The organism is Limimaricola soesokkakensis (assembly GCF_900172345.1).
Taxonomy (GTDB): domain Bacteria; phylum Pseudomonadota; class Alphaproteobacteria; order Rhodobacterales; family Rhodobacteraceae; genus Limimaricola; species Limimaricola soesokkakensis.
Genome location: NZ_FWFY01000004.1, coordinates 308,449 through 332,298 on the forward strand (window position 1 = coordinate 308,449; position 23,850 = coordinate 332,298).

Annotated in this window: 26 protein-coding genes and 1 other RNA gene; 22 read left to right on the plus strand and 5 right to left on the minus strand. The window is 69.5% G+C overall.

The genetic code is table 11. The features are described from left to right. Positions 1–21: 21 nt before the first annotated feature. A complete protein-coding gene (gene nudC, locus LOS8367_RS09125; RefSeq protein WP_085896176.1) occupies positions 22–996 on the minus strand; it encodes an NAD(+) diphosphatase in 975 nt (324 codons plus the stop codon). A gap of 300 nt (positions 997–1,296) precedes the next feature. Between nudC and LOS8367_RS09130 the strand changes: the two genes are divergently transcribed. From LOS8367_RS09130 to LOS8367_RS09165, 8 genes are all read left to right on the plus strand, one after another. After that, entirely contained in the window at positions 1,297–1,956 is a 660-nt protein-coding gene (locus LOS8367_RS09130; protein ID WP_165761426.1) for an HAD family hydrolase, read from the plus strand. 52 nt (positions 1,957–2,008) lie between these two features. Further along, positions 2,009–2,105, plus strand: an RNA gene (ffs, locus tag LOS8367_RS09135) — signal recognition particle sRNA small type. 143 nt (positions 2,106–2,248) lie between these two features. Then, positions 2,249–3,268 carry a ribosome small subunit-dependent GTPase A gene (rsgA, locus tag LOS8367_RS09140; RefSeq protein WP_085896178.1) on the plus strand — a complete coding sequence of 340 codons (1,020 nt, stop codon included), beginning with the start codon at positions 2,249–2,251 and terminating at the stop codon, positions 3,266–3,268. Positions 3,269–3,311: 43 nt separating this feature from the next. Next, a complete protein-coding gene (locus tag LOS8367_RS09145) occupies positions 3,312–3,701 on the plus strand; it encodes a DUF202 domain-containing protein (protein ID WP_085896179.1) in 390 nt (129 codons plus the stop codon). Between the two features lie 71 nt (positions 3,702–3,772). Beyond that, the gene (locus LOS8367_RS09150; RefSeq protein ID WP_085896180.1) at positions 3,773–5,539 is read left to right on the plus strand and encodes a DNA polymerase III subunit gamma/tau; all 1,767 of its coding nucleotides are present in this window, start codon (positions 3,773–3,775) and stop codon (positions 5,537–5,539) included. Between the two features lie 77 nt (positions 5,540–5,616). Continuing rightward, the gene (locus LOS8367_RS09155) at positions 5,617–5,961 is read left to right on the plus strand and encodes a YbaB/EbfC family nucleoid-associated protein (RefSeq protein WP_085896181.1); all 345 of its coding nucleotides are present in this window, start codon (positions 5,617–5,619) and stop codon (positions 5,959–5,961) included. Positions 5,962–6,028: 67 nt separating this feature from the next. Further along, positions 6,029–6,622, plus strand: coding sequence for a recombination mediator RecR (recR, locus tag LOS8367_RS09160; protein ID WP_085896182.1), 594 nt, complete (start codon positions 6,029–6,031; stop codon positions 6,620–6,622). Positions 6,623–6,752: 130 nt separating this feature from the next. Further along, the gene (locus tag LOS8367_RS09165; protein WP_085896183.1) at positions 6,753–7,181 is read left to right on the plus strand and encodes a PACE efflux transporter; all 429 of its coding nucleotides are present in this window, start codon (positions 6,753–6,755) and stop codon (positions 7,179–7,181) included. A 47-nt stretch (positions 7,182–7,228) separates the two neighbouring features. Here LOS8367_RS09165 and LOS8367_RS09170 read toward each other — a convergent pair whose 3' ends face one another. Further along, the gene (locus tag LOS8367_RS09170) at positions 7,229–8,005 is read right to left on the minus strand and encodes a DUF1013 domain-containing protein (RefSeq protein WP_085896184.1); all 777 of its coding nucleotides are present in this window, start codon (positions 8,003–8,005) and stop codon (positions 7,229–7,231) included. Positions 8,006–8,139: 134 nt separating this feature from the next. Here LOS8367_RS09170 and LOS8367_RS09175 point away from each other — a divergent pair, with 134 nt between their 5' ends. After that, the gene (locus tag LOS8367_RS09175) at positions 8,140–8,775 is read left to right on the plus strand and encodes a ribonuclease T2 family protein (RefSeq protein ID WP_085896185.1); all 636 of its coding nucleotides are present in this window, start codon (positions 8,140–8,142) and stop codon (positions 8,773–8,775) included. Here LOS8367_RS09175 and LOS8367_RS09180 read toward each other — a convergent pair. Both LOS8367_RS09180 and LOS8367_RS09185 read right to left on the minus strand, forming a co-directional pair. Further along, positions 8,772–9,806, minus strand: a complete 1,035-nt coding sequence (locus LOS8367_RS09180) for an alpha/beta hydrolase family protein (protein WP_085896186.1) — start codon at positions 9,804–9,806, stop codon at positions 8,772–8,774. The two genes, LOS8367_RS09175 and LOS8367_RS09180, sit on opposite strands and share 4 nt — an antisense overlap. A 108-nt stretch (positions 9,807–9,914) precedes the next feature. Beyond that, the gene (locus LOS8367_RS09185) at positions 9,915–11,513 is read right to left on the minus strand and encodes a phosphoenolpyruvate carboxykinase (RefSeq protein WP_085896187.1); all 1,599 of its coding nucleotides are present in this window, start codon (positions 11,511–11,513) and stop codon (positions 9,915–9,917) included. Between the two features lie 317 nt (positions 11,514–11,830). On the opposite strand from LOS8367_RS09185, the gene LOS8367_RS09190 reads away from it, so the two are divergent. From LOS8367_RS09190 to LOS8367_RS09215, 6 genes are read left to right on the plus strand one after another with little or no spacing between them, the layout of a single operon-like run. Beyond that, complete coding sequence (locus LOS8367_RS09190) at positions 11,831–12,532, plus strand: response regulator transcription factor (RefSeq protein WP_085896188.1); 702 nt, start codon at positions 11,831–11,833, stop codon at positions 12,530–12,532. Between the two features lie 29 nt (positions 12,533–12,561). Then, positions 12,562–14,298, plus strand: coding sequence for a sensor histidine kinase (locus LOS8367_RS09195; protein WP_085896189.1), 1,737 nt, complete (start codon positions 12,562–12,564; stop codon positions 14,296–14,298). Next, entirely contained in the window at positions 14,295–14,729 is a 435-nt protein-coding gene (locus LOS8367_RS09200) for an HPr kinase/phosphorylase (RefSeq protein ID WP_085896294.1), read from the plus strand. The genes LOS8367_RS09195 and LOS8367_RS09200 overlap by 4 nt, the downstream gene beginning before the upstream one ends. After that, a complete protein-coding gene (gene rapZ / locus LOS8367_RS09205) occupies positions 14,726–15,685 on the plus strand; it encodes an RNase adapter RapZ (protein ID WP_085896190.1) in 960 nt (319 codons plus the stop codon). Before LOS8367_RS09200 ends, rapZ begins: the two co-directional genes overlap by 4 nt. Further along, a complete protein-coding gene (locus LOS8367_RS09210; protein ID WP_085896191.1) occupies positions 15,682–16,101 on the plus strand; it encodes a PTS sugar transporter subunit IIA in 420 nt (139 codons plus the stop codon). The genes rapZ and LOS8367_RS09210 overlap by 4 nt, the downstream gene beginning before the upstream one ends. Continuing rightward, entirely contained in the window at positions 16,098–16,370 is a 273-nt protein-coding gene (locus LOS8367_RS09215; RefSeq protein WP_085896192.1) for an HPr family phosphocarrier protein, read from the plus strand. The genes LOS8367_RS09210 and LOS8367_RS09215 overlap by 4 nt, the downstream gene beginning before the upstream one ends. A 44-nt stretch (positions 16,371–16,414) precedes the next feature. Here LOS8367_RS09215 and LOS8367_RS09220 read toward each other — a convergent pair whose 3' ends face one another. Beyond that, positions 16,415–17,290, minus strand: a complete 876-nt coding sequence (locus LOS8367_RS09220; protein ID WP_085896193.1) for a 3-hydroxybutyryl-CoA dehydrogenase — start codon at positions 17,288–17,290, stop codon at positions 16,415–16,417. Positions 17,291–17,425: 135 nt separating this feature from the next. Between LOS8367_RS09220 and LOS8367_RS09225 the strand changes: the two genes are divergently transcribed. From LOS8367_RS09225 to LOS8367_RS09255, 7 genes are all read left to right on the plus strand, one after another. Then, positions 17,426–18,175 (plus strand): DUF6473 family protein, encoded by a 750-nt coding sequence (locus LOS8367_RS09225; protein WP_085896194.1) that lies wholly within the window; start codon positions 17,426–17,428, stop codon positions 18,173–18,175. A gap of 187 nt (positions 18,176–18,362) precedes the next feature. Then, a complete protein-coding gene (locus LOS8367_RS09230) occupies positions 18,363–19,184 on the plus strand; it encodes a chromate resistance protein ChrB domain-containing protein (RefSeq protein WP_085896195.1) in 822 nt (273 codons plus the stop codon). Then, positions 19,181–20,521, plus strand: coding sequence for a chromate efflux transporter (gene chrA, locus LOS8367_RS09235; RefSeq protein ID WP_085896196.1), 1,341 nt, complete (start codon positions 19,181–19,183; stop codon positions 20,519–20,521). The genes LOS8367_RS09230 and chrA overlap by 4 nt, the downstream gene beginning before the upstream one ends. A gap of 77 nt (positions 20,522–20,598) precedes the next feature. Beyond that, a complete protein-coding gene (locus LOS8367_RS09240; protein ID WP_085896197.1) occupies positions 20,599–21,555 on the plus strand; it encodes an aspartate carbamoyltransferase catalytic subunit in 957 nt (318 codons plus the stop codon). Next, complete coding sequence (pyrC, locus tag LOS8367_RS09245; protein WP_085896198.1) at positions 21,552–22,826, plus strand: dihydroorotase; 1,275 nt, start codon at positions 21,552–21,554, stop codon at positions 22,824–22,826. The genes LOS8367_RS09240 and pyrC overlap by 4 nt, the downstream gene beginning before the upstream one ends. Then, positions 22,826–23,431: a glycerol-3-phosphate 1-O-acyltransferase PlsY gene (gene plsY, locus LOS8367_RS09250; RefSeq protein WP_085896199.1), complete on the plus strand. Its 606-nt coding sequence runs from the start codon at positions 22,826–22,828 to the stop codon at positions 23,429–23,431. The genes pyrC and plsY overlap by 1 nt, the downstream gene beginning before the upstream one ends. A 104-nt stretch (positions 23,432–23,535) precedes the next feature. Next, the gene (locus LOS8367_RS09255; RefSeq protein ID WP_085896200.1) at positions 23,536–23,844 is read left to right on the plus strand and encodes a TM2 domain-containing protein; all 309 of its coding nucleotides are present in this window, start codon (positions 23,536–23,538) and stop codon (positions 23,842–23,844) included. Positions 23,845–23,850: the final 6 nt, after the last annotated feature.

The following is a 23,850-nucleotide window of genomic DNA, read 5'->3' on the forward strand; positions in this document are numbered from 1 at the left end:
CCTGTTGGCCCATTTCTCGCGTCAATCCATCCGGCCCGCAAGCCAGTTCCACATCAGATGCCGCGCGATCGCGCCCCTGAGCGGCGCGCGGATCTCGGCATCCTCCTGCGCGAAGATCCGCGCCAGCCGCTGCCGCGACACCCATTGGGCGGCGGCGATCTCGGCGGGATCGGGGCGCAGGACGGGACGCTCCGCCCCCTCCACACGGGCGTGAAACCCCAGCATCAGCGACGCCGGAAAGGGCCAGGGCTGGCTGGCCACGTAGCCGACTTGCCCCACCGCCACGCCGACCTCCTCGGCCACCTCGCGGCGCACCGCCGCCTCGGCGGTCTCGCCCGGCTCGACGAAGCCCGCCAGCACCGAATACATCCGTTCGGGCCAGCCCGGCGCACGGCCCAGAAGCACCGCATCGCCATGCGTCACCAGCATGATCACCACCGGGTCGGTGCGCGGGAAATGCGGCGTGTCGCAAGCGGGGCAGTCGCGGCGCCAACCCGCCTGCGACACCTGGCTGCGGGCCCCGCAGGCCGCGCAGAACCGGTGCGAGGCATGCCAGTTCAGCACCGCCCGGCCCATCGCCGCCAGCTCTGCATCGCGCGCGTCGAGCGTCGCCATGCGACCGCGCAGTTCGGCGAAAACGGCCCCCTCGATCGCCGGATGCGCGACCTCCTCCTCCGAGGCCACCGTCTCGGGCGCGCCCGGCCAGTCCGGCAGGCGTCGCGCCCAGATCCCCTCCCCCGCCGCGTCGCGGCCGAGCAGCACCGTTTCCGCCGCCGCGTCGGCCCCGTCACCGGCCCCGTCTTTTGCCAATGCCTCGTGATCGAAAGGCAGCCCCGCCAGTCGGTCCGCCGCTAGCAGCACCCGGCCCCGCCACAGCGGCAGCACCCGCGCCCCGGGCCGTGCCGCCAACGCGGCGCACCTTTCCGAATCGATGCGCAGCGCCGCGGCGCGATCGAGCCCGCCACCGCCGAAGGTGATCCTGTCCAAATGCCCCATTCGGCGCGCTCCTTCGTTAAGTGATGCGGCAGCATCGCGCAGGATGCGCGACGTCGCCGCCATGTAAAGCCGGGCGAGGGCGGAACCAGCCCCGGAAATGCAACCATCGCGAAATGACCGACGTGCTGGCCGAGCGCCGGTCGCGACGAGCCGGGCTGCATGGCGCGGCATGGCGCGCGCCCCGTTCCGCCCGGCCCCCGCTCGCGGGCCCGCCCGCCACGCCGTGAACCGGCGAGCCGGGCCCATCGACTCCGCGCCGCCGCTTGGCTATGGCGGTCCCGCCAGGACAAGGATGCCCCGATGCCCCGCAGCTATGACGCCGTGATCTTCGACCTCGACGGCACGCTGGTCGACACCGAAACCCTATGCAACGCCGAGGCGCTGCCCGCGCTGGCCGCGCAGGGCATCGAGATCGGCGCCGGCTTCTTCGAAAGCCTCGCGGGGGTGCATGACGACCGCCGGGTGGAGCTGATCCGCGAACATACCGGCAAGCCGCTCGACGCGGCGCGCTTCTATGCCAACTGGGACGCGCGGGTCGAGGCGCGCCTCGCGCCGGGGCTGTCGCTCAAGACCGGTGCCGAGGCGCTGATCGCGGCGATCGCGCGGCTCGGCCTGCCGATGGCGATCGCCACCTCGTCGCGCCGCGCGCCGGGGCTGGCCAAGATCCGCGCCGCCGGGCTCGACGCCCATGTCGAGACCATCGTGACGGTGGAGGATATCGAGAACGCCAAGCCCGCGCCCGACGCCTATCTCGAGGCGGCGCGCCGCCTTGGCGCCGATCCCGCCCGCTGCCTCGTCTTCGAAGACAGCGAGACCGGCGCGCAGGCCGGCCATGCCGCGGGCATGACCGTGGTGCAGGTGCCCGACCTGAACGCCAGCGAGGGCCGCCACGCCACGCATCTCGCCCGTGACCTGATCGAGGGCGCGCGCGCCGCCGGGCTGCTGCCGCTGCCGGCCTGAGACGCGCCCCGGCGGCCTTGCGTCCCGCGCCGCCCTTCCCTATATCGGCCTCGAGAGGTTGGCGCGGGCAAGCGCCTCGCCAACCCGGTCAGGTCCGGAAGGAAGCAGCCGCAACGAGCCCCGCTTGGGTCGTGTTCCAGCCTCTCACCCATTCGATCCCCTACCCGAATGACGGAGGACATCATGGAGATTGTGATCGCCCTCCGGGCCGGGGCCGCCTGAGCCGCCCCTCGCCCGACGCGAAGCTGCCCGCTCCGGCGGGCCCGTGTTCTTTCGTGACGGGACCAATCCATTGACAGACCTCACGCTTTCCGACCTCGGCTGGTCGGACCATTTCGCGCGCCAGCTCGAAGAGGGCGACGCCCCCGCGCGCATCGCCGAGATCCATCGCACGATCCTCGTGGCGCTCACCCCGGACGGCCCGGTGAAGATCGGCGCCCCCTCCGGTGCCGGCTCCTTCGCCGTCGGCGACTGGGTCGGCATGCGCGACGGGCAGGCGCGGGTGCGGCTCGCCCCGCGCAGCCAGATCGCCCGCAAGGCCGCCGGCCATACCGTCTCGCGCCAGCTCGTCGCCGCCAATGTCGACACGCTCGGCATCGTCACCAGCTGCAACGACGACTTCAACCCGGCGCGGCTCGAGCGCTACGTGGCGCTGGCCATGGCGGGCGACTGCCTGCCGCTGGTGATCCTCACCAAATCCGACATGGTGAACGACCCCGCCCCCTACCTCGCGCAGGCCCGCGCGATCTCGCCACTCGTCGTGGCGCTGGCGCTCAACGCGCGCGATCTGGACGACGCGGCGCGGCTGGAGCCGTGGTGCGGGCCGGGCCAGACCCTGGCCCTCGTCGGCTCCTCGGGCGTCGGCAAGACGACGCTGCAGAACGCGCTCACCGGGGGTGCCGAGGCCACGGCGGGCATTCGCGAGGACGACGCCAAGGGGCGTCACACCACCACCTACCGGGCGCTCCGGCGCTGCCGCGCCGGCGGCTGGCTGATCGACACGCCCGGCATGCGCGAGCTGCAGCTCACCGACACCGCCGAGGGGATCGAAGAGCTGTTCGACGACGTGACCGCGCTGGTGAGCGAGTGCCGGTTCAGCGACTGCGCGCATGAGACCGAGCCGGGCTGCGCGGTGCGCGCCGCCCTCGATGCGGGCGATCTCGACCCCGACCGCCTTGCGCGCTGGCGCAAGCTGGAGGCCGAGGACCGGCACAACAGCGAAACCCTCGCTGAGGGCCGCGCGCGGGGCAAGTCCTTCACCAAGAAGATCAAGACGATCCAGCGCGGGGCGCGCCGCCGCAAGGGCGGTTGACGCCCTGCCTCCTGTCGGGCCTGATGGCCCGGCAGGAGGACCCATGGCCCAGACCGATGGCGACCGGGAGGTCGACCGCAAGACCGAATGGGCCGAGGCCCGCACCGACTGGGCCGAGGACCGGACGCTTCTGGCCAACGAGCGGACCTTCGCGGGGTGGATGCGCACCGGCATGGCCGCGCTGGCCGTGGCGATCGGCCTCAAGGCGGTGTTCGGCGATTTCGATCCCACATGGCTCGCCAAGGCCGTCGCCTCGATCTTCATCGTCATCGCCGTGCTGATCTTCGCCGCCGCGGCGCATGAGGCGCGCAAGGCCCAGTCGCGGATCACCAGTCACGACGCCGAGGCGCAGGGCGCGCGGCGTATGCTGATCCTCGCACTGCTGCTGTCGCTCGGCGCGATTGCCACGGGCGCGATCCTGTGGCTGTTGTGAGATCCCGCGAGGTGGACCTCGGCGGCGCCAAGCCCTAGTTTGGCCCGGTCCCCTCGACCGGAGTCCCACGCATGTCCGACGCCCCCGCCTATCAGGTCCTCGCCCGGAAATACCGGCCCGAGACCTTCGCCGACCTGGTGGGGCAGGACGCGATGGTGCGCACGCTCAAGAACGCCTTCGCCGCGAACCGCATCGCGCAGGCCTTCATCATGACCGGGATTCGCGGCACCGGGAAAACCACCACCGCGCGGATCATCGCCAAGGGCATGAACTGCATCGGCCCCGACGGCAATGGCGGCCCGACGACCGAGCCCTGCGGCCAGTGCGAGCATTGCGTGGCGATCATGGAGGGCCGCCATGTCGACGTGATGGAGATGGACGCGGCCTCGAACACGGGTGTCGCCAACATCCGCGAGATCATCGACAGCGTGCACTACCGGGCGGCCTCGGCGCGCTACAAGGTCTACATCATCGACGAGGTCCACATGCTGTCGACGGGGGCGTTCAACGCGCTCCTCAAGACGCTGGAGGAGCCGCCCGCGCATGTGAAGTTCATCTTCGCTACCACCGAGATCCGCAAGGTGCCGGTGACGGTGCTGTCGCGCTGCCAGCGCTTCGATTTGCGCCGGATCGAGCCCGAGGTGATGATCGCGATGCTGCGCCGCATCGCGGATGCCGAGGGCGCGCAGATCGCCGATGACGCGCTGGCGCTGATCACCCGCGCCGCCGAAGGCTCGGCGCGCGATGCGACATCGCTGCTGGACCAGGCGATCAGCCATGGCGCGGGCGAAACCACGGCGGAGCAGATCCGCGCCATGCTAGGCCTCGCCGATCGCGGCCGGGTGCTCGACCTGTTCGACATGATCCTCAAGGGCGAGGCGGCGGCGGCGCTGACCGAGCTTTCGGCGCAATACGCCGAGGGCGCCGACCCGATGGCGGTGCTGCGCGATCTGGCGGAGATCGCGCATTGGGTCTCGGTCATCAAGATCACGCCCGAGGCCGCCGACGATCCCACCGTCGGCCCAGACGAGCGGGCGCGCGGCGCGCAGATGGCCGAGGCGCTGCCGATGCGGGTGCTGGCCCGGCTGTGGCAGATGCTGCTGAAGGCGCTCGAAGAGGTGGCGCACGCCCCCAACGCGATGATGGCGGCCGAGATGGCGGTGATCCGGCTCACCCATGTGGCCGATCTGCCAAGCCCCGAGGAGCTCGTGCGCAAGCTGCAGGACGCGCCCGTCCCGCCGCCGCCCCCCGGTGGCGGCAATGGCGGCGGCGGCGCGCGCCCTGCGCCGGGCGGCCAGGTCCAGGCGCGCGGTACCCCCGCGCCCACCCATGCCGGCCCATCGGGACCCTCGGCGCGCGGCGCGGCGCAGCCCGCGCTGGCGGTGGCCACGGAAAACGCGCTGGCGCGCTATGCCCGCTTCGAGGACGTGGTCGAGCTCATTCGCACGCATCGGGACGTGCACATGCTGATCGAGGTCGAGACGACGCTGCGGCTGGTGCGCTACAGCCCCGGCCGGATCGAGTTCGAGCCGACGGATGACGCGCGCTCCGACCTCGCGCAGCGGCTGGGCCAGAAGCTGCAGGCCTGGACCGGCGCGCGCTGGGCGATCAGCGTGGCCAACGAGGGCGGCCAGCCCACCATCGCCGAGACCCGTGACGCGGCAGCGCTGGCGCTCCGACAGGAGGCCGAGGCGCACCCGCTGGTGCGCGCCGTCTTCGCGGCCTTTCCCAAGGCGAGGATCACCGAGATCCGCACCGAGGCCGAGCGCAGCCAGCACGCCGCCGAGGAGGCGCTTGCCGAGGTCGAGGACGAGTGGGACCCGTTCGAGGAAGAGTGACGGCTTTCGCGGTGCCGCCCTTGTGACGGGGCGGCCTCGACCGTATCTCTGGGCGAACGCATTCGAGGAGATCAGCGATGTTCAAGGGGCTCGGCGGCCTGGGCGACATGTCCAAGATGATGAAGGCCGCGCAGGAGATGCAGGGCAAGATGGCCAAGATCCAGGAGGATCTGGAGACCATCACCGTGACCGGCGAAAGCGGCGCGGGGCTGGTAAAGGCGACGGCGACCGCCAAGGGCGAGCTCACCGGGCTCGACATCGACCCGTCGATCTTCGTGGCCTCCGAGAAGGAGGTGGTCGAGGACCTGATCCTCGCCGCGATCAAGGACGCGCAGTCGCGCGCCACCGAGCGGGCGCAGCAGGAGATGAAGAAGATCCAGGAAGAGCTCGGCCTGCCCGCGGGCATGAACCTGCCGTTCTGAGGCCCGCCCTGCTCCGCTACCCTGCAAATACCCGGCACCGCCCTGCCGCCCCGCGATGGGCCATGGCATGAGCGAGGATCGCGAGGCCATCGACCGGCTGATCGAGCTGATGTCGCGCCTGCCGGGGCTCGGGCCCCGCTCGGCGCGGCGTGCGGTGCTGCATCTCGTCAAGAAGCGCGGCACGCTGCTCGCGCCGCTGGCCGAGGCGATGACCGAGGTCGGCGCCACCGCGCGCGAATGCCTCAACTGCGGCAATGTCGGCACCGGCGACATCTGCGGCATCTGCGCTGACGAACGCCGGGCGACGGGGCAGATCTGCGTCGTCGAGGACGTGGCCGACCTCTGGGCCATGGAGCGCTCCGGCGTGTTCAAGGGCCGCTACCACGTGCTCGGTGGCACGCTCTCGGCGCTCGACGCCGTCGGCCCCGAGGAGTTGCGCATTCCGCGTCTCATGGACCGGGTGCGCGCCGAGGCGGTGTCAGAGGTGATCCTTGCGCTCGGCGCCACGATCGACGGCCAGACCACGGCGCATTACATCGCCGACCAGCTACCGGACGTCTCGGTGACCTCGCTGGCGCAGGGCGTGCCGGTGGGCGGCGAGCTGGATTATCTCGATGACGGCACGATCAGCGCGGCATTGAGGGCACGGCGCAGCCTGTAAGCGAACCGCGCCCCCTTGCGGCGCAACAGCCCCGCAACATATTTCCTGTAACGAGCGAGGACGACCTCCGCCCCGTCCGGGGCCTGAAAGATCGGGACGACCCGACGGACACGGCAAGAGCGGAGATCTCATGCGCACCAAATCCGACCGCATCCGGCAGGCCGTCAGCTTCGAGCTTCTCGGGCTGGCGCTGGTCACGCCCTTCGGGTCGTGGCTCTACGGTTTTCCGCTGTTCGACATCGGCGCGATCAGCGTGATCTCCTCGTTGGTGGCGACCTGCTGGAACTACGCGTTCAATTTCGCCTTCGACCATGCGTTGAAGCACTGGCGTGGCACCACCGCCAAGACGATGACGCTCCGGGCGCTGCATGCCACCGCCTTCGAGCTGGGGCTGCTGCTGATCCTGCTGCCGATCTTCTCGTGGTGGCTGGGGCTGGGCTACGTGGAGTCCTTCGTGGTGCAGCTCAGCTTCGCGCTGTTCTACCTCGTCTACACCTTCGTCTTCACCTGGTGCTACGACCGGGTCTTTCCCGATCCCGACGGCCGGGTGGCGGCCTGAGCCGCCCGCGCCGGGCGCCCTCAAGGGGCCCGGCGCGGCCTTGGGACTTACTTGTCCTCGTCTTCGTCCTCGTCGCCGCCCTTGGGCAGGTTGAAGAAGCTGTCGGCATCCGAGACGTCGCGCTCGTCCTGCGGCTCCTCGGCCTCCTCCTCTTCGGAGGCGTTGCTCTCGGAGAGGGTGAAGCCTTCGAGACCGGTCATCGAGGAGGGCATCTTGGTCTCGGGCGACATGCCGAGGCTCTGCTCGGTCGAGACCAGCTTGCGGCGCTCGTCGTCGCTCATCGCCGATCCGTCGCGCAGACGCTTGGCATTGGCCTGCTGCACGGCGGCATCGAGCTCGGACTGGCGGCACAGCCCCAGCGCCACCGGGTCGATCGGGTCGATGTTGCCGATGTTCCAGTGGGTGCGCTCGCGGATCGCCTGGATCGTCGGCTTGGTGGTGCCGACCAGCTTGGAGATCTGCCCGTCCGACAGCTCGGGGTGGAACTTGACCAGCCACAGGATCGAGGCGGGCCGATCCTGACGCTTGGACAGCGGCGTGTAGCGCGGGCCCCGGCGCTTCTCCTCGCCGACGGCGGAAGCGTTGAACTTGAGCTTCAGCTTGTGCAGCGGGTTCTTCTCCGCCTTCTCGATCTCATCCTGCGTCAGCTGGTTGTTGGCGACCGGGTCGAAGCCCTTCACGCCCGCGGCCACGTCGCCGTCGGCGATGCCCTGCACCTCGAGCTCGTGCAGCCCGCAGAAATCGCCGATCTGCTTGAAGCTGATCGTCGTGTTGTCCACCAGCCAGACGGCGGTGGCCTTGGCCATGAGCGGTTTGTCAGCCATGTGAACACCCTTTCGAAAAACACGTCTTCCCCCGGCCCCGGCCTGGGGCGGACCGCCATGGCGATCCTTGGTTTCCATTTTCGGGGAACTCATCGCGCTATATAGGGATCACACCGGCTGGAGGAAAGACATAAATGACCTTTGCGGCAAGAGCCTTCGCGGCGCTGGCACTTCTCGCCTCGCCCCTGCGGGCCGAGACGGCGGGCGAATTCGACTACTACGTGCTGGCGCTGAGTTGGTCGCCCGGCTGGTGCGCCCGCGAGGGAGAGGCGCGCGGCTCCGAGCAATGCGAGGCGCGCCGTAACCATGGCTGGGTGCTGCATGGCCTCTGGCCGCAATACGAGACCGGCTGGCCAGATTACTGCGCCACGCCCCAGGCGCCGCCCTCGCGCGCCCGTACCGGCGCGATGGCCGACATCATGGGCAGCGGCGGCTCGGCATGGCACCAGTGGAAGAAGCACGGCACCTGCTCGGGACTGTCGCCGGACGCCTATTTCGAGACCGCCCGCGCGGCCTATGAGCGCGTGACGCGCCCCGAGGAGTTCCGGCGACTGGAGCGCGAGATCACCCTGCCCGCCAGCCTGGTCGAGGAGGCGTTCCTGCGCGACAACCCGGAGCTCACCGCCGACGGGCTCACCGTGACCTGCCGCGACGGGATGGTGCAGGAGGTACGGATCTGCCTGTCCCGCGATCTCGAACCGCGCGATTGCGGCGCCGACGTGATCCGCGATTGTGCGCTGTCCGATGCGCTGATGCTGCCGATCCGCTAGGGCGCGCCCAGCATGTCGAAGAAAGCCACGGTGGCCGCGACCATCTCGTCGAGCCGCTCCGGCCCCTCGAAGGCGTCGAAGGCGTGGTCCATCTCCCTGAGCCACAGCTCCTCGCGCCCCTCATGCGCGGAGAGCAGCATCTCGGCCTGGGCCGGGTCGACGGTCGCGTCCTCGGTGCCCTGCGCCACGAAGAGCGGCCCGTCATAGCCCGCGATCTCGGCCACAGGATCGGCGGCGATGACGCCTTCGAAGAAGGGCTGGCCCAGCGTGATCTCCGCGCCCCAGGGCAGGGTCAGCTCGGTCGGCTCTTCCGACAGCACGCCCTCGGCCAGCGTCTCGGGGCCGAACAGCGTGGCGAAGGTGATCTGCGGATCGGCCACCGCCGCCCAGAGCGCCACCGCCTCGACCGGGGCGCCGCGCCCGGCGAGCGAGGCCGCGACCAGCCCGCCCTGGCTCCAGCCGATCAGGTAGAGCGGGCCACCGGCGCGGTCCTCGCTCTCGAGCCAGTCGAGCGCCGCCTGTGCGTCGGCGATCTGGCTTTCGAAGGTGGTATCGGCGAAGTCGAAGCCCTCCATGCTTTCGCCGGAGCCGCGGAAATCGATGCGCAGGCTGGCATAGCCCGCCTCGGCCAGAAGCCGGGCCGTGCGGCGGAACACGCCCTCCTCCACCCCCGCGATGTCGAGCTCGTTGCGGTCGCCGGTAAAGCCGTGCAGCAGCAGCACCGTGGGCGCGGGGCCCTCGGGGGGCAGCGCCAGCGTGCCGTAGACCGGCGTGCCCTCGACCTCGAAGGAGACCCGGTCCGATAGCCCGGCGCGCCCGTCCGAAAGCGGCAGCGGGCGCGGCCAAGGCGCGGTGATCATCAGCGTGGAAAGGTCGATCCCGGACGCGGCGTCCGCGTCCGGCTCGGCGCTCCCAAGCGGCTCGGACAGCTGCGATTCGGTCGTGTCGGCCTCGGACGTCTCCGCCTCTTGGGCAATGAGCGGGGCGGCGAGAAGCGCCGCGCCGATGAGGGCGAGAAACGGCTTGGTCATGGCGGGTCTCCGGGGGGCGCGTCAGCCGCCCGATAGGGCGGCCATGGCGCCCGGCTGTCAAGCGTTCCGCGGGGGCCTCCCCTCCCCCGCGGAACGGGTGCGCAGGCCTCAGCCGATGGCGGCGGCGCGCACGTCCTCGTCGATATGCGGCACGTATTGCGCGAAGTTGTCCGCGAACATCTGCGCCAGCTTCGCCGCCTGCGCGTCATAGGCCGCAGGGTCGGCCCAGGTGCCGCGCGGATCGAGCAGCGCGTCATCGACGCCCTCGACCGAGACCGGCACGTCGAAGCCGAAATTCACGTCCTTGCGGAACGCCCCCTCGGCCAGCGTGCCGTCGAGTGCCGCGGCGAGCAGCGCCCGCGTCGCGGCGATCGGCATGCGGCGGCCGGTGCCGTAGGCGCCGCCCGTCCAGCCGGTGTTGACGAGCCAGCAGGTGGCGCCGTGATTGCCGATCTTCTGCTGCAGCAGCTTGCCGTATTCCTCGGGACGGCGCGGCATGAAGGGCGCCCCGAAGCAGGTCGAGAAGGTCGGCTCCGGCTCGGTCACGCCGCGCTCGGTGCCGGCCACCTTCGAGGTGAAGCCCGACAGGAAGTGGTACATCGCCTGCGCCGGGGTCAGCCGCGCGATCGGCGGCAGCACGCCGAAGGCGTCGCAGGTCAGCATCACGATGTTCTTCGGGTGCCCGCCCAGCGCGCTCTCCGAGGCGTTGGAGATGTAGTGCAGCGGGTAGGCGCAGCGCATGTTCGCGGTGAGCGAGCTGTCCTCGAAATCGAGCTCCAGCGTATCCTCGTCATGCACCATGTTCTCGATCACGGTGCCGAACTTGCGGGTGGTGGCATAGATCTCGGGCTCGGCCTCGGCCGAGAGCGAGATCGTCTTGGCGTAGCAGCCGCCCTCGAAGTTGAAGACGCCACGGTCCGACCAGCCATGCTCGTCATCGCCGATCAGCACGCGCGACGGATCGGCCGAGAGCGTGGTCTTGCCGGTGCCCGACAGGCCGAAGAACACTGCCGTGTCGACCGGGTTGCCCGGCGCGTGGTTGGCCGAGCAGTGCATCGGCATCACGCCCTTCTCGGGCAGCAGGTAGTTCAGCAGCGTGAACACCGCCTTCTTGTTCTCGCCCGCGTATTCGGTGCCGCCGATCAGGATCATCTTCTGGTCGAGATCGATCGCGATCACGGTGCCGGACCGGCAGCCATGACGCTCGGGGTCGGCGCGGAAGCTCGGCGCGTTGATCACGGTGTATTCCGGCACGAAGCCGTCCAGCTCGGCGCGCTCGGGGCGGCGCAGCAGGTGGCGGATGAACAGCCCGTGCCAGGCCAGCTCGGTCACCATGCGCACGTCGATGCGATGCGCCGGGTCGGCCCCGGCATAGAGGTCCTGCACATGCATCGAGCGGCCCGCGAGATGCGCCAGCATGTCGGCCTTGAGCGTCGCGAAGGCGGCTGGCTCCATCGCGGCGTTGTTCTCCCACCAAATCGTGTCTTCGGTGGTGGCCGAGCGGACCACGAACTTGTCCTTGGGGCTACGGCCGGTGTGCTGGCCGGTGGTCACCAGCAGCGTACCGCCCTGGCCCAGCTTGCCCTCGCCCGCACGGATCGCCGCCTGCATCAGCTGCGGCTCGGTGAGGTTGTAATAGACCTCGCCCAGTCCGGAGACCCCCTGCGCCTCGAGCGTCATTTCGGGGTTCACGCGTCCATGCTGCATCTGACCGGCTCCTTTGATCGGGGTCGCCTTCCGACCCGGTGCAAAGGGCTTAACACGATGATTTCCAAGGCGGCCATCCAGTTAGCGCAACCAGCCGGACTGTTAGCGCAACCGCCCCACCGCCGCGCCTGCCGCTAGGGCAGGAGCGCTTTGGAGAGGTCGAAAAGGTGAGGCATTTTAGCCATTGGTTATTCCATTTCGGCACAAATAAGGCGTCTTCAGGGCCACGATTCGCTGTCCGCCCTTGATCTGCGAGGGTCAAACCGGGATGACAAAGCAAGGTCCAAGAAGAGAATCCGAGCAGGAAAGGGATTTCGATGTCGAGAATCGCGCTGGTGGATGACGATCGAAACATCCTGACTTCGGTGTCGATGACGCTCGAAGCCGAGGGCTTCGAGGTCGAGACCTACAATGACGGCCAGATGGCGCTCGACGCCTTCAACAAGAAGCTGCCCGACATGGCCGTGCTCGACATCAAGATGCCGCGCATGGACGGCATGGATCTGCTGCAGCGGCTGCGCCAGAAGACGCAGATGCCGGTGATCTTCCTCACCTCCAAGGATGACGAGATCGACGAGGTGCTCGGCCTGCGCATGGGCGCCGACGACTACGTCAAGAAACCCTTCAGCCAGCGCCTGCTGGTGGAGCGCATCCGGGCGCTGCTGCGCCGCCAGGAAGCGATCTCGGGCGAGACCGTCGAGGTCACCGAGGAGAACAAGGTGATGGAGCGCGGCCAGCTCACCATGGACCCGCTGCGCCACGCCGTGACCTGGAAGGGCAAGGACGTGTCGCTCACCGTGACTGAGTTCCTGCTGCTTCAGGCGCTGGCGCAGCGTCCGGGCTTCGTCAAGAGCCGCGACCAGCTGATGGACGTGGCCTATGACGATCAGGTCTATGTGGATGACCGCACCATCGACAGCCACATCAAGCGGCTGCGCAAGAAGATGCGCAACGCCGATCCCGACTTCTCGGCTATCGAAACCCTCTATGGCATCGGCTATCGCTACAACGAGGAATAAGAGAGGTCGTCCCGGAGCATGAGCGCATCATGACCGCCGCCCCCAAGATCGACGTGCGGGACCTGAACTCGGTCCGGCGCGCCGCCCGCGGCGGGTCCGAAACGCGCGAGCGGGTGCTGCTGGGCGAGGATTGGGTCACGCCCGAAAACGGGGCCGAGCGGCCGCGCCGCCGCCGCAGGCTGGTGCAGCTCAACCGCTCGCCGCTGGCGCGCAAGATCATCACCTTCAACCTGATCGCGCTGCTGCTGCTGGTCGCGGGAATGCTCTATCTCGCGCCGTCGCGCGACAACCTCGCGTTCCAGCGTGCCTCGTCGCTGGTGAGCCAAGCCGAGCTGATCGCCGACCTGTTCGAGGTGCAGCTGCCGGCCGGCGCGCCGGTCAACCTGATCACCGGCGACGGCATCGACGTCGAGGCGAGCCTCGCGGCGCTCGATCTGCGCGACGGCATCGAGCTGCGGGTCTTCGACGCCTCGGGCCAGCTCGCCGGCGAGACCGCGGCGCAGGGCCGCGAGGCGGTGAGCGGACTCGACCTTGGGACCGGCGGCACGGTGCTGACAGATCTGCTCAATTCCGGATGGGAGGCGCTGGCCGGGCTGCTGTCACCCGCGAGCGCCCCGCCCCCCGCCTTCGGCACCGCCGACGCGGCGCGGGCGCTGGTGTCGCCGGCGCTGGCTGGCGGCACCGCGGTGCAGACCCGGACCGACGCGCAGGGCCGCACCATCTTCGCGGTGGCGACGCCGATCGAGCAGGGCCGCCGCGCCGTCGGCGTGGTCGCCGTCACCTCGGCGGCGGGCGAGATCGACGCGCTGGTGCGGCGCGAGCGCGAGCAGGTGCTGCAGATGTTCGTCATCGGCATGCTGGTCTCGATCGGGCTCAGCCTCGTGCTCGCCTCGACCATCGCCAACCCGCTCTCCGAGCTGGCCGCCGCCGCCGAGACCGGGCGCGACCGCAACGCCCGCAAATTCGCCCCCACCAAGGTGCGAATCCCCGACCTCACCGCCCGGCCCGACGAGATCGGCCGCCTCTCGGCGGCGCTCAGGGGCATGGTGGCCGCGCTCTACGACCGGATCGAGGGCAACGAGCAGTTCGCCGCCGACGTGGCGCACGAGATCAAGAATCCGCTGGCCTCGCTGCGCTCGGCCGTGGGAAGCCTGCGCGTGGTCAAGCGCGAGGATCACCGTGAAAAGCTTCTCGACGTCATCGAGCACGACGTGCGCCGGCTCGACCGGCTGGTCTCGGACATCTCCAACGCCTCGCGGCTCGACGCCGAGCTGGTGAAGGAGGAAGAGGAGAGCTTCGACCTGCTGAAGATGCTGTCGAACCTCAACGATTTCCTCGGCCGCGAAGCCGCACTGAAGGGCATCGACTTCATCGCCGACCTGCCGTCGCGACCGATCCACATCCAGGGCCTCGAGGGCCGTCTGGCGCAGGTCTTCGTCAACCTGATCACCAACGCCATCTCGTTTTGCGAGGATGGCGACGCAATCCGGATCTGGGCCCGCCAGCGCGAGAACCGGGTGCTCGTCGTGGTCGAGGATACCGGCCCCGGCATCCCCGAGGAGGCGCTGACCAAGATCTTCCAGCGCTTCTATTCGGAGCGCCCCGAGCAGCAGTTCGGCAACAATTCCGGCCTCGGCCTCGCCATCTCCAAGCAGATTGTCGAGGCGCATGGCGGCGTGATCTGGGCCGAAAACATCCGGCCGACCGAGGCCGATCCGACCTCGGAGCCGCTGGGCGCCCGCTTCGTCGTGGGTCTTCCGATCTGACCGGGACGGCGCCTCTCTCCCTTCATGCGAGCTGCGTCGCATGGCAGGGGCGTGGGGTGCTGATCACCGGCCCGTCGGGCAGCGGCAAGTCCGCGCTTGCCCTTGAATTGATGGCCTATGGCTGCGATCTCGTGGCCGACGACCGCACGCTGGTCTATGTCGGCGCCGATGGCGGTCTGCGCGCCACCTGCCCCGCCGCGATCGCCGGGCTGATCGAGGCGCGCGGCGTCGGGCTGCTCGAGGCGCGGCCCACAGGCCCCGCAGCGCCGTGCCTCGCGGTGGCGCTCGACCGCCCCGAGACCGAACGTCTCCCCCCGAAACGTTGCGTCACCTATCTGGGCTGTTCCCTCCCTTTGCTTCACAACATTGGGACAGGCCATTTCGCGCCGGCGATCCTGCAGTATCTCAAGGCAGGACGGAGAGAGCCATGATACCCGACCCTGCCCTAGCCCTTGCCCCGGCCGGTTCCCGGTCCCGCGCGCCCGATGAGGGGCGCCAGAACCTCGTGCTGGTCACCGGCCCGTCCGGCGCCGGGCGCACCACCGCGATCAACGTGCTCGAGGATCTCGGCTTCGAGGTGATCGACAATCTCCCGTTGTCGCTGCTGCCCCGGCTGCTCGAGGGGCCGCCGCTGTCGCATCCGCTCGCGCTCGGTCTCGACGTGCGCAACCGCGATTTCACGACCGACGCGCTGATCGACGCGATCGACCGGCTGGCGCAGCGCCCGGAGTTGGCGCTCCAGGTGCTCTATCTCGACTGCGACGAGGACGTGCTGGTACAGCGCTATTCCGAGACGCGGCGCCGCCACCCCCTGGCACCGGCAGACAGCCCGGCGGCCGGCATCGCCCGGGAACGCGAATTGCTGGTACCGGTGCGGGCCCGGGCCGACGTGCTGCTCGACAGCTCCGGCCTGTCGCCGCACGATCTGCGAGCCGAGATCGAGCGCTGGTTCGCGCCGCCGGAGGGACGGACGCTGGCAGTGACGCTGCACAGCTTTTCCTACAAGCGCGGCCTGCCGCGCGGGCTCGACCTGGTGATCGACTGCCGGTTCCTGCGCAACCCGCATTGGGAGCCGGAACTGCGGCCGCTGGACGGACGCGACGCCGCCGTCGATGCGCATGTCGCGGGCGATCCCCGCTTTGACGACTTCTTCACCTCGATGTGCGATTTTCTGATACCGTTGCTTCCCGCCTATCACGCCGAGGGCAAGACGCATCTGTCGATCGGCTTCGGCTGCACGGGCGGGCAACACCGGTCGGTCGCCGTGACCGAACGGTTGGCCAAGGCCCTTGCGAAGGAGGGATGGCAGGTGTCTAAACGTCACAGGGAGCTGGAACGCCGCGCCGGGACAGGGAGCCCGACGACCGTACGGGGACAAGTCGCGTGATCGGAATCGTCATCGTGGCCCATGGTGGGCTCGCACGCGAATATCTCGCCGCCGTGGAACACGTCGTGGGCCACCAGACCGGCGTCATCGCCATCACCATCCTGCCCGACGACGACCGCGCCGCCAAGCAGGAGGAGATCTGCGTCGCCGCCGACAGCGTCGATACCGGCGACGGGGTGGTGATCGTGACCGACATGTTCGGCGGCTCGCCTTCGAACCTGTCGCTCAGGGCCTGCTCGGTCTCGGATCGGCGGATTCTCTACGGCGCCAACCTCCCAATGCTCATCAAGCTCGCCAAGTCGCGCGGCAAGACCGTCCCCGAGGCGGTGCGCGCGGCGCTCACGGCGGGGCGTAAATACATCGACAGCCTGATCGTCGATGCAGGACTGCAGACGGAGACACGTACCGGAACATGACGACCTCGAGACGCCTGCAGATCATCAACGTAAAGGGCTTGCACGCCCGCGCCTCCGCCAAGCTCGCTGAAACCGTCGAATCCTTCGACGCCGAGGCGACGGTCAGCCGGGACGGTCTCTCGACCACCGGTGACAGCATCATGGGGCTTCTCATGCTCGCCGCCTCGCGCGGCACCTGGATCGACGTCGAAACCTCGGGCGCCGAGGCCGAGCGTCTCGCCGATGCGATCGAGGCGCTGGTCGCGGACTGCTTCGGCGAAGGGGGCTGAAGCCCCCTCCCCTTCCGCATCGAAGACCTCAGACCTTGCCCGCTTCAGCGGGTCGGCACCGGCGTTTCGCCGCGATAATCGTAGAAGCCGCGCTTGGTCTTGCGGCCGAGCCAGCCCGCCTCGACGTATTTCGTCAGCAGCGGACAGGGCCGGTACTTGGTGTCCGCCAACCCGTCATGCAGCACGTTCATGATCGCGAGGCAGGTGTCGAGCCCGATGAAATCGGCCAGCTCCAGCGGCCCCATCGGGTGATTCGCCCCGAGCTTGAGCGAGGTGTCGATCGAGGACACCGAGCCCACCCCCTCGTAAAGCGTGTAGACCGCCTCGTTGATCATCGGCATCAGGATGCGGTTGACGATGAAGGCCGGGAAGTCCTCGGAGGTCGCCGCCGTCTTGCCGAGCCGCTCAACTACATCGAGGCAGGCGCGGAACGTCTCGTCGTCGGTGGCGATGCCACGGATCAGCTCGACCAGCTGCATCACCGGCACCGGATTCATGAAGTGGAAGCCCATGAACTTCTCGGGCCGGTCGGTGCGCGAGGCGAGCCGGGTGATCGAGATCGACGAGGTGTTCGAGGTCAGGATCGTGTGCGGCGCCAGATGCGGCACCAGCTCCTCGAAGATCGCGGTCTTCACTACCTCGCGCTCGGTCGCGGCCTCGATGATCAGGTCGCAGGGACCCAGATCGATCAGGGTCTGCGTGGTCGAGATCCGGCCCAGCGCCTCGGACTTCTCGGCCTCGCTCAGCGTCCCCTTGGAAATCTGCCGGTCGAGGTTGCGCCCGATCAGCGCCACCGCCTGTTGCAGCGCCTCGGCGCTGATGTCGGTCAGCACCACCTCGTAGCCCGCCCGCGCAAAGACATGGGCGATGCCGTTGCCCATCTGCCCCGCGCCCACAACGCCCACCTTCTCGATCGCCATCTGCCAGTTCCTTCTCCCGATTCGGCCGCACCATAGGTCCGCAGCCGCCCCGCTCACAAGCGCCGGAGGGCGCTTAGCGGTCTGGCAAGCCTTTCCTGCTCTGATCCTCGGCGGGAAAATGGGTTGGGGTGCACCATGAGGCACGAAACGATCGGCTTGGCCGGCCTGCGGATCATGCGCGGCCGCTACGGAAATTCGCGGCTTGAGGTAAGGGCGCCGTTGCGACGGCTCGACCGGGCCTATATCGCCTGCGCGGGCAGCACCGAGACCTTCGGTCCGGATCTGGCGCAGCCCTTTCCGGCCCTGCTGGAGCAGGAGCTGAACCTTCCTTGCGTCAATCTCGGGACGTTGAACGCCGGGCCCGGGGCGCTGTTCGGCGACGCGGCCCTGCTGGCGCTGTGCAACGGCGCCGATCGGGTGGTGCTGCAACTCACCGGGGCGCAGGGGCTGGGCAATCGCTTCTATACCGTGCACCCGCGCCGCAACGACCGCTTCCTGCGGGCCTCGGCCAAGCTGCGCGCACTCTATCCGGAGATCGACTTCACCGATTTCTGCTTCGTGCGCCACATGCTCGAAACCCTGCACCGCAAGGATCCGGGGCGGTTCGACGCGGTACGCGACGAACTGCGCGCCGCTTGGACCATGCGGATGCGCGGCCTGTTCGATCGCATCGAGGTGCCGGTGACACTGGTGGCGCTGCCGCGGCGGTTGGGCCACGGGCGTCTCGGCCGCGACCCGCTCTTCGTGACCCCGGCGATGATCGACGCCCTGCGCCCGCTGGCGCAGGGCGTCGTGGTGGTGCCCTGCGACGCGGGGACCGAGGCGGCGCAGCACCGGCGGGTCGCTCTAGATCTGGCGCGCAGCCTCACGGCCAAGGCCGGCTGAGGGTTGCGCCACGGGACCGCCGCGCAGGGGCCCGGCACTTGCGACAGCGCGCCGGCTCTGCGATCATCTGGCCCAAGGGGCTCGCGGACGCCTCGTGAGGCTCAGGCCACCGTTTCGCATCCTCGTCACGTTGGACCGGCAGGTTCGGCCTGCCGCACGGCCGCCCCCGGCCGGGAAAGGATGCCAGATGCCCTCACCCACCGAAATCACCGTGCCACAGCTTATGCGGCTCGTCGGCACGCCCGACGCGCCCACGCTGATCGACCTGCGCACCGATGAGGATTTCGCCGCCGATCCGCGGCTGATCCCGGGCGCGTTCCGGCACCGCTTTGCCGAGGTCGCGACGCTGGTACCGGCGCTGCGCCAGCGCCGCGCCGTCGTCTATTGCCAGAAGGGCCGCAAGATCTCGCAAGGCGCGGCCGCGCTGCTGCGCATCGAAGGCGTGGCCTGCGAAGTGCTCGAAGGCGGGCAGATCGCCTGGCGCGACGCCAGTGCCCCGATGGTCGCGGCCACTGCCCTGTCCGCCCCCGACGCCGAGGGGCGCAGCCTCTGGGTCACCCGGCACCGGCCCAAGATCGACCGCATCGCCTGCCCTTGGCTGGTGCGGCGCTTCGTCGATCCGCGCGCCCGCTTCCTGTTCGTACCGCCGGAGGACGTGGCGCTGGTGGCGGAGAGGTTCGGCGCCGTCCCATTCGACATCGAAGGGGCGGGGCTGACCCATGCGGGCGAGCGCTGTTCCTTCGACGCCGTTCTCGACGCCTTCGGGCTGCAAAGCGCGCCGCTGGAGCGGGTCGCGACCATCGTTCGGGGCGCCGACACGAACCGGCACGACCTCGCGCCCGAGGCGGCGGGTCTGCTGGCGCTATCGCTCGGCCTGTCGCGCATGTATCGCGATGACCTGGCGCAACTCGAGGCCGGGATGACGCTCTACGACGCCCTGTACCGCTGGGCGCGGGACGCGACGGAGGAGGGTCATGACTGGCCCGCCGCCGCCGTGCGGCCGTCATGACGAGCGGGCTATCGCCCGCTTCCGGGGCCCCGGCCTCAGGCGCGGCCCCGACCCTCGCCGAGGCGGCGCGCGTCTGGTGGCGTATCGGAATCCTCTCCTTCGGCGGGCCGGCGGCGCAGATCGCGCTGATGCACCGGATGGTCGTCGACGAACGGCGCTGGCTCACCGAGAGGCAGTATCTCGACGCGCTGTCGTTTTGCATGCTGCTGCCCGGCCCCGAGGCGATGCAGCTCGCCACCTATGCGGGCTGGCGCATGCACGGGGTGCGCGGCGGGCTGATCGCCGGCGGGCTCTTCGTGCTGCCCGGCGCGGTGGTGATCGCCTGCCTCGCGGCGCTCTATGTCCGGTTCGGCGCGCTGCCCGTCACCGCGGCGCTGTTCATGGGCGTCAAGGCGGCGGTGCTGGTGATCGTGATCGAGGCGCTGCTGCGCGTCGCCCGCCGCGCCCTGATCGGCACGGAGGCCCTCGTCATCGCGGCGCTGGCCTTCGTCGCGCTCTTCGTCTTCGCGGTGCCCTACCCGCTCGTGATCGCCGCAGCGGCAATCTGGGGCGCGCTGCGCCTGCGGGACGGCGAGACGCGGGCCCGCCCGGCCACCGCATCGCCCGGCGGCGGACCCGCCCGGCCGGTCCGCGCCACGATCCGAACCGCGGCCACATGGCTTGCGCTATGGGCCGCGCCATTGCTCGCGGTGGCCGCGATCGCCCCGCCGGTCTTCGGCGAGATGGCGCGGTTCTTCTCGGTGCTGGCCACGGTCACCTTCGGCGGCGCCTATGCGGTGCTCGCCTACATGACCCAGGAGGCGGTCGCCACGCAGGGCTGGCTTACCACCGGCGAGATGCTCGACGCGCTGGGGCTGGCCGAAACCACGCCCGGCCCGTTGATCCTCGTGACCGAATTCGTGGGCTTTCTCGCCGGGCACCGGGCCGCGCCCGCGGGTGGCGGGGCGCTGCTTTGGGGGTTGGGCGGAGCGTTGGTCACGCTCTGGGCGACATTCGCGCCCTGTTTCCTGTGGATCTTCGCCGGCGCGCCGTGGATCGACGCGATCTCGGCCCGGCCAGTGCTGCGCGCGGCGCTGACGGGGGTGACGGCGGCGGTGGTCGGGGTGATCGCCAACTTGTCGGTCTGGTTCGGCCTGCACGTCCTGTTCGAAAGGATCGGGACGATGCGTGCCGGGGCGGTCGAACTGGCGCTGCCCGACTGGGCCAGCCTCGATTGGCGCAGCGCCCTGATCGTGCTGGTGGCGGCGCTGCTCCTGCTGCGCTGGCACCGGGGCGTGCCGCTGACGCTGGCGGTCTGCTCGGCCTGCGGCATCGCGCTCTCGACCCTCGGGGGATAGCCGGCGACGGGGCGCGCCGCTTTACCCCGGGGCCGCCCCGGCCCTATAAGGCGCGCGCAGCATCCGGAGCCCCTGACATGACCTTCCGCGCCCGCCACCTGCTCGGGATCGAGCCCCTGCACCCCACCGAGATCACCGAGCTTCTCGACACTGCCCAGCATTATGCCGAGCTGAACCGGCAGGGCCGGGCCCCGCGCGACGTGCTGGCGGGGCTGACTCAGATCAACATGTTCTTCGAGAACTCGACCCGCACCCAAGCCAGCTTCGAGATCGCGGGCAAGCGGCTCGGGGCCGACGTGATGAACATGGCGATGCAGGCCAGCTCGGTGAAGAAGGGCGAGACGCTGATCGACACGGCGCTGACGCTGAACGCGATGCGCCCCGACCTTCTGGTGGTGCGACACCCGAACTCCGGCGCGGTCGACCTGCTGGCGCAGAAGGTGAACTGCTCGGTGCTCAACGCGGGCGACGGGCGGCACGAGCACCCGACGCAGGCGCTTCTCGACGCGCTGACGATCCGCCGCGCCAAGGGACGGCTGCACCGCCTGTCGATCGCGATCTGCGGCGACATCGCCCATAGCCGCGTCGCGCGTTCGAACATCATGCTCTTGGGCAAGATGGAGAACCGCATCCGGCTCATCGCGCCCCCCACCCTGATGCCCTCGGGCGTGGCCGAGTTCGGCGTCGAGGTGTTCGATGACATGGAAGAAGGACTTCGGGACGTCGACGTGGTGATGATGCTCAGGCTCCAGAAGGAGCGCATGGACGGCGGCTTCATCCCGTCGGAGCGCGAGTATTTCCACCGCTACGGGCTCGATGCCGCGAAGCTGGCGCATGCCAAGCCCGACGCCATCGTGATGCATCCCGGACCGATGAACCGGGGCGTCGAGATCGACGGCACCATCGCCGACGACATCAATCGCAGCGTGATCCAGGAACAGGTCGAGATGGGCGTCGCGGTGCGCATGGCGGCGATGGATCTTCTGGCGCGCAACGCGCGCGCGGCGCGGCAAGAGACCGGAGTGATGGCATGAGCATCCTTTTCACCAATGCCCGGCTGATCGACCCCGAGCGTGGCGAGACGCGCGGTGCGCTGCTGGTCGAGGACGGCCGCATCAAGGCGGTGATCGAGGGCGGCGAACTGCCCGAGGCGGCCGAGGTGATCGACTGCCGCGGCCATTGCCTCGCCCCGGGCATCGTCGATCTCGGGGTTAAGGTCTCGGAGCCCGGCGAGCGCCACAAGGAAAGCTTCGCCTCGGCCGGGCGTGCCGCGGCGGCGGGCGGCGTCACCACCATCGTCACCCGCCCCGACACCCTGCCCGCGATCGACACGCCCGAGACGCTGGAATTCGTGGTGCGCCGCGCCCGCGAGGACAGCCCGGTGCGGGTGCTGCCTATGGCCGCCCTCACCAAGGGCCGCGAAGGCCGCGAGATGACCGAGATCGGCTTTCTGCGCGATGCGGGCGCGGTGGCCTTCACCGATTGCGACCGGGTCGTCACCGACACCAAGGTGTTCTCGCGCGCCCTGACCTATGCGCGTTCGCTGGATGCGCTGGTGATGGCGCATGTGCAGGAGCCGGGCCTGTCGAACGGCGCCGTCGTGACCTCCGGCAAGTTCGCCTCGCTGCGTGGCCTGCCGGGTGTGTCACCGATGGCGGAGCGCATGGCGCTCGACCGCGACATCGCGCTCTTGGAGATGACGCGGGCGCGCTATCACGCCGACCAGATCACCACCGCCCGCGCCCTGCCGGCGCTGGAGCGGGCGAAGAACAACGGCCTCGACATTTCGGCGGGCGTCTCGGTGCATCACCTGACGCTGAACGAGCTCGACGTCGCCGACTACCGCAGCTTCTTCAAGCTCAAGCCGCCGCTGCGCGCCGAGGAGGACCGCATGGCGGTGGGCGAGGCGCTGTCCTCCGGCCTCATCGACATATTGTGCTCGATGCACACGCCGCAGGACGAGGAAAGCAAGCGCCTGCCCTTCGAGGAAGCGGCCTCGGGTGCAGTGGGGCTGGAAACGCTGCTGCCCGCCTCGATGCGGCTGGTGCATAATGGCGTGATCGACCTGCCGGGCCTGTTCCGCGCGCTGTCGCTCAACCCGTCGAAACGATTGGAGCTGGAGACAGGTCGGCTGTCCAAGGGCGCGCCCGCCGACCTCGTCTGGTTCGACCCGGACGCACCCTTCGTGCTCGATCGGGCCACACTCCGCTCGAAATCGCGCAATACCCCCTTTGATGGCGCCCGGCTCGAGGGCAGGGTCCTCGGGACCTGGGTTGCAGGTCGGAGCGTGACGGAGACCCGCTGATGCCGCTTATGGAGACCACGACCGCCCTGCTGATCCTCTGGGCGGTGATCGGCTACCTCTTGGGCTCCATCCCCTTCGGTCTCATCATCACCCGCGCCATGGGCCTGGGCGACGTGCGGGCCATCGGCTCGGGCAATATCGGCGCCACCAACGTGCTGCGCACCGGCTCGAAAGCCGCCGCCATCGCGACGCTGCTGCTCGACGCAGGCAAGGCGATCGCAGCCGTGATCCTCGCGCGGATCTTCGCCGCCGAGGACGCGGCGCAGATCGCCGGGGCCGCGGCCTTCGCCGGGCATTGCTACCCCGTCTGGCTGCGGTTTCGCGGCGGCAAGGGGGTGGCGACGATCCTCGGTCTGCTGATCGCCCTGAGCTGGCCGGTGGGCCTCGCGGCCTGCGCCACCTGGTTGCTCGTGGCCTTCGCCTTTCGCTACTCCTCGCTCGCGGCGCTGCTCGCGGCGGGCTTCGCGCCGCTCTACTCGCTGCTTCTGGGCGAAGGGCGGATCGTACTGCTGAGCCTCGTTCTGGCGATGATCCTCTATGCCCGCCACGCCGCCAACATCGCGCGGCTTCGCGCCGGCACCGAGCCGCGGATCGGCGCGAAATAGCCTGTTTCCCACGCGGGAATTGCATCTCCCCCACCGAGCGGTGATGGTCGCCGCGGCGCGCCGAGGGCGTCGCCCAAGAATGATGCCTGCGGATCGAGCAAGAGATGACGGACGACGCCCAGCAAACGGATGCGGAAACCTCTGACGGAACCAAGGCGCTGTCCACGGCGATGCTGCTGGCGCTGTTTCTCGGCCCGTTCGGGGCGCATCGCTTCTACATGGGCCACAAGGGCTCGGCCGCGATGATGCTGATGCTCGCCGTCACCATCGTCGGCCTGTCGGTCACCGCGATCTGGCTGCTGATCGACCTGCCGCGGCTCCCGGCCATGATCCGTCGCCACAACGACGCGATCGCGCAGCGCCGCGCCCTCGACCGGCGCAGCGCCACCCACGGCTTTCCGCTTCTTAATTGAGGCCGC

Bases quoted from the DNA above. Each gene is read 5' to 3' on its own strand.
- nudC (WP_085896176.1), bottom strand. From the start codon at position 996: ATGGGGCATTTGGACAGGATCACCTTCGGCGGTGGCGGGCTCGATCGC.
- LOS8367_RS09145 (WP_085896179.1), top strand. From the start codon at position 3,312: ATGGCCCAGACCGATGGCGACCGGGAGGTCGACCGCAAGACCGAATGG.
- LOS8367_RS09195 (WP_085896189.1), top strand. From the start codon at position 12,562: ATGACCGCCGCCCCCAAGATCGACGTGCGGGACCTGAACTCGGTCCGG.
- LOS8367_RS09170 (WP_085896184.1), bottom strand. From the start codon at position 8,005: ATGGCTGACAAACCGCTCATGGCCAAGGCCACCGCCGTCTGGCTGGTG.
- LOS8367_RS09255 (WP_085896200.1), top strand. From the start codon at position 23,536: ATGACGGACGACGCCCAGCAAACGGATGCGGAAACCTCTGACGGAACC.
- LOS8367_RS09230 (WP_085896195.1), top strand. From the start codon at position 18,363: ATGCCCTCACCCACCGAAATCACCGTGCCACAGCTTATGCGGCTCGTC.
- LOS8367_RS09190 (WP_085896188.1), top strand. From the start codon at position 11,831: ATGTCGAGAATCGCGCTGGTGGATGACGATCGAAACATCCTGACTTCG.
- LOS8367_RS09220 (WP_085896193.1), bottom strand. From the start codon at position 17,290: ATGGCGATCGAGAAGGTGGGCGTTGTGGGCGCGGGGCAGATGGGCAAC.
- LOS8367_RS09215 (WP_085896192.1), top strand. From the start codon at position 16,098: ATGACGACCTCGAGACGCCTGCAGATCATCAACGTAAAGGGCTTGCAC.
- recR (WP_085896182.1), top strand. From the start codon at position 6,029: ATGAGCGAGGATCGCGAGGCCATCGACCGGCTGATCGAGCTGATGTCG.
- LOS8367_RS09225 (WP_085896194.1), top strand. From the start codon at position 17,426: ATGAGGCACGAAACGATCGGCTTGGCCGGCCTGCGGATCATGCGCGGC.
- LOS8367_RS09150 (WP_085896180.1), top strand. From the start codon at position 3,773: ATGTCCGACGCCCCCGCCTATCAGGTCCTCGCCCGGAAATACCGGCCC.
- LOS8367_RS09185 (WP_085896187.1), bottom strand. From the start codon at position 11,513: ATGCAGCATGGACGCGTGAACCCCGAAATGACGCTCGAGGCGCAGGGG.
- LOS8367_RS09240 (WP_085896197.1), top strand. From the start codon at position 20,599: ATGACCTTCCGCGCCCGCCACCTGCTCGGGATCGAGCCCCTGCACCCC.
- plsY (WP_085896199.1), top strand. From the start codon at position 22,826: ATGCCGCTTATGGAGACCACGACCGCCCTGCTGATCCTCTGGGCGGTG.
- rapZ (WP_085896190.1), top strand. From the start codon at position 14,726: ATGATACCCGACCCTGCCCTAGCCCTTGCCCCGGCCGGTTCCCGGTCC.
- LOS8367_RS09165 (WP_085896183.1), top strand. From the start codon at position 6,753: ATGCGCACCAAATCCGACCGCATCCGGCAGGCCGTCAGCTTCGAGCTT.
- LOS8367_RS09155 (WP_085896181.1), top strand. From the start codon at position 5,617: ATGTTCAAGGGGCTCGGCGGCCTGGGCGACATGTCCAAGATGATGAAG.
- LOS8367_RS09175 (WP_085896185.1), top strand. From the start codon at position 8,140: ATGACCTTTGCGGCAAGAGCCTTCGCGGCGCTGGCACTTCTCGCCTCG.
- pyrC (WP_085896198.1), top strand. From the start codon at position 21,552: ATGAGCATCCTTTTCACCAATGCCCGGCTGATCGACCCCGAGCGTGGC.
- LOS8367_RS09130 (WP_165761426.1), top strand. From the start codon at position 1,297: ATGCCCCGCAGCTATGACGCCGTGATCTTCGACCTCGACGGCACGCTG.
- LOS8367_RS09180 (WP_085896186.1), bottom strand. From the start codon at position 9,806: ATGACCAAGCCGTTTCTCGCCCTCATCGGCGCGGCGCTTCTCGCCGCC.
- chrA (WP_085896196.1), top strand. From the start codon at position 19,181: ATGACGAGCGGGCTATCGCCCGCTTCCGGGGCCCCGGCCTCAGGCGCG.